Origin of the sequence: Streptomyces sp. NPDC016469, from assembly GCF_040632905.1 — a bacterium.
Taxonomy (GTDB): Bacteria; Actinomycetota; Actinomycetes; order Streptomycetales; family Streptomycetaceae; genus Streptomyces.
Window position 1 is genome coordinate 40,542 of the sequence record NZ_JBEYCQ010000043.1, and the last position, 7,796, is coordinate 48,337.

A 7,796-nucleotide genomic window follows, 5' to 3' on the forward strand; every position below is an offset into this window, starting at 1 on the left:
CCTCTCCGGACGGCCGGGCCCGCATCGGCAAGAGGCCCCTACACGCTCCGCAGCAACAGGGCCGGCCGCTCCACGCAGTCCGCCACGTACCGCAGGAAGCCTCCGGCGGTGCCGCCGTCGCAGACCCGGTGATCGAAGGTCAGGGAGAGCTGGACGACCTGGCGCACGGCGAGCTCGCCCTCGTACACCCACGGCTTGGGGACGATCCGGCCGACGCCCAGCATCGCGGCCTCGGGGTGGTTGATGATCGGCGTCGAGCCGTCGACCCCGAAGACTCCGTAGTTATTGAGCGTGAACGTGCCGCCGGTCAGCTCGGCCGGCGTCAGCGATCCCGTTCTGGCCGCCTCGGTCAGCCGGGCGATCTCGGCACCGATCGACTCCGTGGTACGGGCGTGGGCGTCCCGTACCACGGGGACGACCAGGCCCCGGTCGGTCTGCGCCGCGAAGCCGAGGTGGACCTGCGGCAGCCGGACGATCTCGCGCGCCTCCTGGTCCACCGTGGAGTTCAGCTCCGGGTAGCGGGCCAGGGCCGCCGTGCAGATGCGGGCGAGAAGCGCGAGCACCGACACCTTGGGCGCACCGGCCCCGGCGGCACCGTTCATCGCGGCGCGCGCGGCCATCAGCTCCGTCGCGTCGGCGTCGACCCAGCAGGTGGCGTCGGGGATCTCCCGCCGGCTGCGCGCCAGCTTGTCGGCGACCGCTCCCCGTACACCCCGCAGCGCGACCCGCTCACCGGCAGGCGCGGAGGGAGCGGCGGCCACCGGAGCGGGCGCCTCGGCGGCCGACCGGATCGCGGACTCGACGTCGGCGCGCAGGATCAGCCCGTCAGGGCCCGATCCGGCGAGCCGGCGCAGATCCAGGTCGTGCTGGCGCGCGAGCCTGCGGACCAGCGGCGACACGACCGCGACCGGCCCCGGCGCGGGGTCGGGCACGGAGATCGGGGTCGGGGTCGGGGTCGGGGTCGGCGCCGGGGCCGCAACCCCGACGGACACCACGGGCGCGGCGGCCGCCGCCTTCAGCCCTTCCGGCCGGACCCGCCGACGCCGCACGGGCGGTGCCCCGGTCCCGTACCCCACCAGCACGTTCCCGGACCCGGAATCCTCCGTACCGGAATCCGCGCTCGCACCGTCCCCGGCGGATTCCACGGGTGATCCGACGGCCACCGTCAGCAGCGGCGCGCCCACCGGAAGCTCGGCGCCCTCGTCGCCGAAGCGGGCGGTCACCACGCCCCCGTACGGGCAGGGCACCTCCACCATCGCCTTGGCCGTCTCGACCTCGACCACCGGCTGGTCGATGGCGACGACGTCCCCGACCTCCACCAGCCAGCGCACGATCTCGGCCTCGGTCAGCCCCTCACCGAGATCCGGAAGCCTGAACTCAAGAACCCGAGGCATCAGTTGTCCGCCTCCCACTGGAGCCGCGCGACGGCGTCGAGGACCCGGTCCACACCGGGAAGGTGGTGCCGCTCCTGCATCGGCGGCGGGTAGGGGATGTCGAACCCGGCGACCCGCAGCACCGGCGCCTCCAGGTGGTGGAAGCACTGCTCGGTGATCCGGGCCGCGATCTCGCCGCCGGGCCCGCCGAAGCCGGTGGACTCGTGGACGACGACCGCGCGCCCGGTGCGCCGGACGGAGGCGGTGACGGTCTCGTCGTCGAACGGCACCAGCGAGCGCAGGTCGACCACTTCGAGGTCCCAGCCCTCCTCGACCGCCGCCTGCGCGGCCTCCATGCAGACGGGCAGGGACGGCCCGTACGTGATCAGGGTCGCGCTGCGGCCGGGGCGGCGCACGACGGCCCGGCCGATGGGCTCCACGGCGGTGGGGTGCTCCGGCGACCAGTCCGCCTTCGACCAGTACAGCCGCTTCGGCTCCAGGAAGACCACCGGGTCGTCCGAGGCGATCGAGGCCCGCAGCAGCCCGTACGCGTCCTCGACCGTGGCCGGGGTGACGACATGGAGACCGGGGGTCGCCATGTAGTACGCCTCCGAGGAGTCGCTGTGGTGCTCGACGCCCCCGATGCCGCCGCCGTAGGGCACCCGGACGGTGATCGGGAGCGGCATCGCGCCCCCGGTCCGGTTCCGCATCTTGGCGACATGGCTGACGAGCTGCTCGAACGCCGGGTACGCGAACGCGTCGAACTGCATCTCGACCACGGGCCGCAACCCGTACATCGCCATGCCGACCGCCGCGCCGAGGATGCCCGCCTCGGCGAGCGGGGTGTCCGTACAGCGCTCGTCGCCGAACTCCTTGGCCAGCCCGTCGGTGATCCGGAAGACCCCGCCGAGCGTCCCGACGTCCTCCCCGAGGACGTGCACCGTGGGGTCCTCGGCCATCGAGTCGCGCAGCGCGCGCCCCAGCGCCTGCGCCATGGTGGCGGGCTTGGCCTTCGCCGTCCGCTCCCCGGCCGTCACCGCTGCCGTGGTCATCGCCCTGCTCCCCCGTCTTCCGTGCCGTGCTGGTCGTTCTCCGCGGCCAGCTCCTGGCGCAGCCGGGCCGCCTGCTCCCGCAACTGCGCCGTCTGCTCCGCGTACACATGGGTGAAGAGGTCCATCGGGTCGAGCACCGGGTCCGCGTTCATCCGCTCCCGCAGCGCCGCGGCCATCCGCTCGGCGGCGGCCCGCGCCCCTTCCACCCCGTCGTCGTCGAGCAGGCCTCGCCCGGTCAGCTCGCGCTCCATGAGCTGGACGGGGTCGTGGTCCCGCCACGCCTCGACCTCGCTGTCGCCGCGATAGCGGGTCGCGTCGTCGGCGTTCGTATGGGCGTCCATGCGGTACGTGACCGCCTCGACCAGCGTCGGACCGCCGCCGCTCCTGGCCCGCGCGACCGCCTCGGAGAGGACCTGGTGCACCGCCGCCGCGTCGTTGCCGTCGACCAGTCGGCCGGGCATGCCGTACCCCACGGCCTTGTGGGCCAGGGACGGCGCCGCCGTCTGCTTGGCCAGCGGTACGGAGATGGCGAAGCCGTTGTTCTGCACGAGGAAGACCACCGGGGCCTTCCAGACCGCCGCGAAGTTCAGCGCCTCGTGGAAATCGCCCTCACTGGTGCCCCCGTCGCCGACCATGGCCAGCGCGACCACGTCGTCACCCTTCAGCCGGGCCGCGTGGGCCAGCCCCACGGCGTGCGGCAACTGGGTGGCGAGCGGGGTGCACAACGGGGCGATGCGGTGCGCGCGCGGGTCGTAGCCGGTGTGCCGGTCGCCCCGCAGCAGCGTCAGCGCCTCGACCGGGTCGAGGCCGCGGGCCACCGCCGCGAGCGTGTCGCGGTAGCTGGGAAAGAGCCAGTCCCGGTCCTCCAGGACCAGGGCGGCCGCGATCTCGCACGCCTCCTGGCCCGTGCTCGACGGGTAGACCGCCAGCCGGCCCTGCTTCGTCAGGGCTGTCGCCTGGGTGTTGTACCGCCGCCCCCGCACCAGCTCCGCGTAGAGCCGCCGCAGCAGCTCGGGATCGGCGTCGGCCACCGCGTCCGTACCGAGGACCCGGTACGGCTCCGGGTCCGGGAGCAGCGGCGCGGGATCGGTCAGCGGCTTCCAGGCCGGGGGCGGCGTGGGCCGGTAGGCGGCCGCGCCGGGCAGCTCTTGGACCGTCATGACAGGCACCTCCGAGCATCGAGGGGTGTCGACATATGGTGATATATCGAAAACGCCGTGAAGCACACGTGTGGCGTGCCTCACCTACCGATTGTTCGGTCGTGAGCGCATTTTGGCTACAGGCACCGCCAGCCTGTGGACAAACGGTTTTCCACAGCCTGGGATGGGGGCAGGTCGTCCATGACGGGGAGGCGCGGGAACATGCCAGCTGAACAAATGGCCGACGGGGCCGAGGGGCCGGGCCAGGTTCCACCGGCACGCCCGCTCGATTCCGTCGACCACGCCATCCTGCGACTGCTCCAGACGGACGGACGCGCCTCGATACGGTCGGTGGCCGACCGCGTCCACGTATCGCGCGCGAACGCGTACGCCCGGATCAACCGGCTCATCGAGGACGGCGTGATCCGGGGCTTCGGCGCACGGGTGAACCACGAGCGGGCGGGGCAGGGCGCCTCCGCGTACATCACGCTAAAGATCGTCCAGAATTCCTGGCGGACCGTCCGCGAACAGCTCCAGGCGCTGCCGGGAGCCACCCATATCGCGCTCGTCAGCGGCGACTTCGACGTCCTGCTCCTGGTGCACACGCCGGACAACCGCACGCTGCGCGAGCTGGTGCTGACCCGCATTCAGGCCATTCCGGAAGTGCTCTCCACACGGACGCTGCTGGTGTTCGAGGAAACGGACCTGGACCCTGGCCCGGACCGCTCCACGGAGCTCGCCTGAGCGGATAGGGGCAGGTCAGGAACCGTATTTCGCGAGGAAGTCGCGCACAGTGGCCCAGCGCGTGTCGTCGTAGAGCAGCGCCACCCCGTGTGCGCTCTCGTCCCGGACGTAGACGAGCCTGTGCTCGGACGATTTCGTGCTCTTCCTGTCCATCTCCTTCACACCGTCGGCGAAGTCGGCGTCCAGCTCGCCGACCATGTACAGCACGGGGGAGGTCAGCTCGCGCACGGCACCCTCGGCGTTCATGTTCGCGTACTGCGTCGGAGCGGAGAGCGCGACGACGGCGGCGGGCTGCGGCTTCAGCCGGGGGGCCGCGGCGAGCACGGCGGTGCCGCCCTTGGAGGCGCCCATCAGCAGGAGCTTCTTGGCGCCCTTGTCCCGCAGGTAGCCGGCGGCGCCGATGATCTCGGGGACCTCGGGCCCGGTCGAGTTGACCGCGAGCACGCGGTAGCCGGCCTTGCTCAGCATGTCGGCCTTGTCCTTCCACTGACAGGCCGTGCCGTCGGACTGGTGCGCGAGCACGATCCCGGCGCCCGAGCCGCCGCGCGGCGCGTACGCACCGGTTTCGGAACCGTCGTCGCTGGTGAAGGTGATCGACGCCTGCTCGGCCTCTTCCGGCGTCAGACAGCCGAAGTCGTCCGGCTTCCCGGCCGATACGCCACCGCCGCCGTCGTCGCCCTTGCCGTCCTCGCCGTCCGACGAACAGCCGGCCAGTGAGGCCGTGACGAACAGTGCGGCGGCGGCACAGAGAAGTGCGGGCACCCGGAGGGCAGCGGTCATGGGCGCGATAGTGGTCGGGGCTTTTGCCGTAGTCAACGGCGGTCGGGACCGGCCTTCATACCGTCGAAGGCCAGCCGCACCACCGTGTCGGCGAGGCGGTCCCCGTCCGCGCCTCCGTCGGGCAGCGGCCGGTACCACTCCACGAGCGAGTTCACCATCCCGAACAGCAGCCGCGTCGCAAGCCGTATGTCCACGTCAGAGCGGAGATCGCCGTCCGCGACGGCCGCCTTCAGCAGTTCGGCGACCCGCTGGTCGAACTCGCGCCGCCGCTCCAGGGCCCAGCGCTCGGTCTTCGTGTTGCCCCGCACCCGCAGCAGCAGCGTGACGTAGGGGAGTTCGGCTATCAGCACCTCGACGGTGCGACGGGTGACGTACTCGACCCGCTCGATCGCACTGCCCCGCGTCGCCCCGGCCTCGCCGAGGATCTCGAACAGCCCGTCGAGAGCCCGGCTGACCGCTCGGCGCAGCAGCTCTTCCTTGCCCGAGACATGGTGGTAGATGGACGACTTGGAAATCCCGGCGGCCTTGGACAGGTGCTCCATGGACGTGCCGTCGTAGCCGCGCTCGTTGAACACACGGACGGCGACGGTCAGCAGAGTCTCCGGTGTGTACGTGTCCCGCTTGGCCGTGGTCATGTCCGCGATCCTCCCCTACGAGTTGTCCACAGGTTTCGTGGGCCCCCTTGTCCCGACCGATCGTTCGGTTACTCTAACTCTGTCCGCCCGTCCCTGCCCAGCTCGATGAGGAGTTGGTCCGTCATGGCCGCCGAGCTCTCCCCGCACCTGCTGTCCGAGAAGCACCGCCCCACGCTGGACCGGGCCCTCGAAGCGATCCGCACGCGTGACTACTGGTCCCCGCACCCCGAGCACCCGAAGGCGTACGGAGAGGGCGGCGCTCCGGGAAGCCTCGGCGCCGCCGAGGGCAAGGCCGCCTTCGACGCCGTGCTGGGCAGCCGCCTCGACCTCGGGCAGCCGGGCACCGACGGCTGGACGGGCGGGGAGGTCTCTCCGTACGGCCCCGAGCTCGGCGTCGAGTATCCGCACGCGGATCTGGACGTGCTGCTTCCGGCGATGCGCGCGGGCATGCCGGCCTGGCGCGAGGCGGGCCCCGAGACGCGGGCCCTGGTCTGTCTGGAGATCCTGGCGCGGATCAGCTCCCGCACCCATGAGTTCGCCCACGCCGTGATGCACACCAGCGGCCAGGCGTTCATGATGGCGTTCCAGGCCGGTGGGCCGCACGCCCAGGACCGCGGCCTCGAAGCCGTCGCCTACGCCTACGAGGAACAGCTCCGCGCGCCCCGGACGGCCGACTGGTCGAAGCCGCAGGGCAAGCGGGACCCGCTCGCCCTGCACAAGACGTTCATCCCGGCGGGCCGCGGCATCTCGCTGCTGATCGGCTGCAACACCTTCCCCACGTGGAACGGCTACCCGGGCCTCTTCGCGTCCCTCGCCACGGGCAACCCGGTCCTGGTCAAGCCCCACCCCCGCGCGGTGCTCCCGCTGGCCCTCACGGTCCAGCTGGCACGCGAGGTGCTCGCCGAGGCCGGCTTCGACGCCAACCTCGTCGCCCTGGCCGCCGAGCGCCCGGGCGAGGGCATCGCCAAGACGCTGGCGGTCCGCCCCGAGATCAAGATCATCGACTACACGGGCTCCACGGAGTTCGGCGACTGGCTGGAGACCCACGCCCGCCAGGCCCAGGTCTATACGGAGAAGGCCGGAGTCAACACCATCGTCGTGGACTCCACGGACGACTACCGCGGCATGCTCGCCAACCTGGCGTTCTCGTTCTCCCTGTACAGCGGCCAGATGTGCACCACCCCGCAGAACGTGCTCATCCCCCGCTCCGGCATCACCACGGACGCCGGCGACAAGTCGTACGACGACGTGGTCGGCGACATCGCCGCCGCCGTGACCGGCCTCCTGGGCGACGACGCCAGGGCGAACGGCCTGCTGGGTGCCCTGGTCAACCCGGACGTGAAGGCCCGCCTGGAGTCGGCGGCCCGGCTGGGGGAGGTGGCGCTCCCGTCCCGTGAGGTGGCCAACCCGGAGTTCCCGGACGCCACCGTCCGCACCCCCGTGATCGTCAAGCTCGACGCCGCCAAGACGGACGGCGAGGCCCCCTACCTCTCGGAGTGCTTCGGCCCGGTCTCCTTCGCGGTCGCGGTCGACTCGACGGCGGACGCCCTGGAGCTGCTGCGCCGCACGATCCGCGAGAAGGGCGCGATGACGGTCGGCGCGTACACGACGTCCCCGGAGGTGGAGCGCGCGGTGGAGGACGTCTGCCTGGACGAGTCCGCCCAGCTCTCCCTGAACCTCACCGGCGGCGTGTACGTCAACCAGACGGCAGCGTTCTCCGACTACCACGGCTCAGGCGGCAACCCGGCGGCCAACGCGGCCCTCTGCGACGGCGCCTTCGTCTCCAACCGCTTCCGCACGATCGAGGTACGCCGCCAGAATTGAGGCCGCCTCGGCGTGCATCCCAGGCGCCCGGCGCGAATCCCACCCTCACCGCCGTGCATCCCGCCCTCACCGGCGTGAATCCCAGCCTCGCCGGCGTTTGAGGCGCGGGGTCCGGGGCGGAGCCCCGGTTACGGGAAGGGGCGGGTAGGGGAAACGGCCCGCCGCAGGCGCGCCCCCCCCCCCCGGGGGGGGGGGAGGGCGCCGGCCAGCGCAAGAGACAGAAGAAACGAGGGAAGAACACCCACCGCG

At 72.0% G+C, this 7,796-nt stretch carries 7 protein-coding genes; 2 read left to right on the forward strand and 5 right to left on the reverse strand.

What is annotated here, in order from left to right:
* Window positions 1–38: 38 nt before the first annotated feature.
* The 3 genes from ABZ565_RS32350 to pdhA are packed head-to-tail and all read right to left on the reverse strand — an operon-like array spanning window position 39 to window position 3,585.
* The gene (locus ABZ565_RS32350) at window positions 39–1,394 is read right to left on the reverse strand and encodes a dihydrolipoamide acetyltransferase family protein (protein ID WP_361034898.1); all 1,356 of its coding nucleotides are present in this window, start codon (window positions 1,392–1,394) and stop codon (window positions 39–41) included.
* Window positions 1,394–2,425 carry an alpha-ketoacid dehydrogenase subunit beta gene (locus ABZ565_RS32355; RefSeq protein WP_361034901.1) on the reverse strand — a complete coding sequence of 344 codons (1,032 nt, stop codon included), beginning with the start codon at window positions 2,423–2,425 and terminating at the stop codon, window positions 1,394–1,396. The genes ABZ565_RS32350 and ABZ565_RS32355 overlap by 1 nt, the downstream gene beginning before the upstream one ends.
* Entirely contained in the window at window positions 2,422–3,585 is a 1,164-nt protein-coding gene (gene pdhA / locus ABZ565_RS32360) for a pyruvate dehydrogenase (acetyl-transferring) E1 component subunit alpha (RefSeq protein WP_361034904.1), read from the reverse strand. Before pdhA ends, ABZ565_RS32355 begins: the two co-directional genes overlap by 4 nt.
* 201 nt (window positions 3,586–3,786) lie before the next feature.
* Here pdhA and ABZ565_RS32365 point away from each other — a divergent pair, with 201 nt between their 5' ends.
* Entirely contained in the window at window positions 3,787–4,308 is a 522-nt protein-coding gene (locus tag ABZ565_RS32365) for an Lrp/AsnC family transcriptional regulator (RefSeq protein ID WP_361034907.1), read from the forward strand.
* Between the two features lie 15 nt (window positions 4,309–4,323).
* On the opposite strand, the gene ABZ565_RS32370 is transcribed toward ABZ565_RS32365, so the two are convergent.
* Window positions 4,324–5,088, reverse strand: a complete 765-nt coding sequence (locus ABZ565_RS32370) for a hypothetical protein (protein ID WP_361034910.1) — start codon at window positions 5,086–5,088, stop codon at window positions 4,324–4,326.
* Window positions 5,089–5,120: 32 nt separating this feature from the next.
* Entirely contained in the window at window positions 5,121–5,723 is a 603-nt protein-coding gene (locus ABZ565_RS32375; protein ID WP_361034913.1) for a TetR/AcrR family transcriptional regulator, read from the reverse strand.
* Window positions 5,724–5,846: 123 nt separating this feature from the next.
* Between ABZ565_RS32375 and paaN the strand changes: the two genes are divergently transcribed.
* Window positions 5,847–7,547 (forward strand): phenylacetic acid degradation protein PaaN, encoded by a 1,701-nt coding sequence (gene paaN, locus ABZ565_RS32380; protein WP_361034917.1) that lies wholly within the window; start codon window positions 5,847–5,849, stop codon window positions 7,545–7,547.
* Window positions 7,548–7,796: the final 249 nt, after the last annotated feature.

Bases quoted from the DNA above. Each gene is read 5' to 3' on its own strand.
- ABZ565_RS32350 (WP_361034898.1), bottom strand. From the start codon at position 1,394: ATGCCTCGGGTTCTTGAGTTCAGGCTTCCGGATCTCGGTGAGGGGCTG.
- ABZ565_RS32355 (WP_361034901.1), bottom strand. From the start codon at position 2,425: ATGACCACGGCAGCGGTGACGGCCGGGGAGCGGACGGCGAAGGCCAAG.
- pdhA (WP_361034904.1), bottom strand. From the start codon at position 3,585: ATGACGGTCCAAGAGCTGCCCGGCGCGGCCGCCTACCGGCCCACGCCG.
- ABZ565_RS32365 (WP_361034907.1), top strand. From the start codon at position 3,787: ATGCCAGCTGAACAAATGGCCGACGGGGCCGAGGGGCCGGGCCAGGTT.
- ABZ565_RS32370 (WP_361034910.1), bottom strand. From the start codon at position 5,088: ATGACCGCTGCCCTCCGGGTGCCCGCACTTCTCTGTGCCGCCGCCGCA.
- ABZ565_RS32375 (WP_361034913.1), bottom strand. From the start codon at position 5,723: ATGACCACGGCCAAGCGGGACACGTACACACCGGAGACTCTGCTGACC.
- paaN (WP_361034917.1), top strand. From the start codon at position 5,847: ATGGCCGCCGAGCTCTCCCCGCACCTGCTGTCCGAGAAGCACCGCCCC.